Here is a 362-nt window from a genome sequence, read left to right on the forward strand (position 1 = left end):
ATGAAAACCTGTCTGGAGAACTATATTGGCGATCGCTATGGTTTTGAGATCTCCGTTAAAGAACCGGCAGATTTAAAGGACGAGCCTGAATACGCAGGCCTGAACGTGGATAAATGGCAGGTTTCTATTATTACTGCGCCAGAACGTCGAGATCTCCCCAGACAACGGATCAAAATCGAAGTGGCGAATATTCCTTCTTATTCGCGAGAGCCTAAAGCCTTACAGGCAAACTATAACTTCCTGCCCGAAGGCTATTTCGACACGCTGGTATTAGCCGAAACGCTGGATGAAATCATGGCTGATAAATTAGTTTCACTGGTTAACACACAGCGTTATGTACGCCACCGCGATATCTGGGATCT

1 protein-coding gene is annotated in these 362 nt (G+C 45.9%); it reads left to right on the plus strand.

The features are described from left to right. A partial coding sequence (locus FDW98_RS14340) for a nucleotidyl transferase AbiEii/AbiGii toxin family protein (RefSeq protein WP_137398872.1) occupies positions 1-362 on the plus strand: 362 nt, incomplete at both ends.

It is taken from the genome of Citrobacter sp. wls711, from assembly GCF_005281055.1.
GTDB classification, from domain to species: Bacteria; Pseudomonadota; Gammaproteobacteria; order Enterobacterales; family Enterobacteriaceae; genus Citrobacter; species Citrobacter gillenii.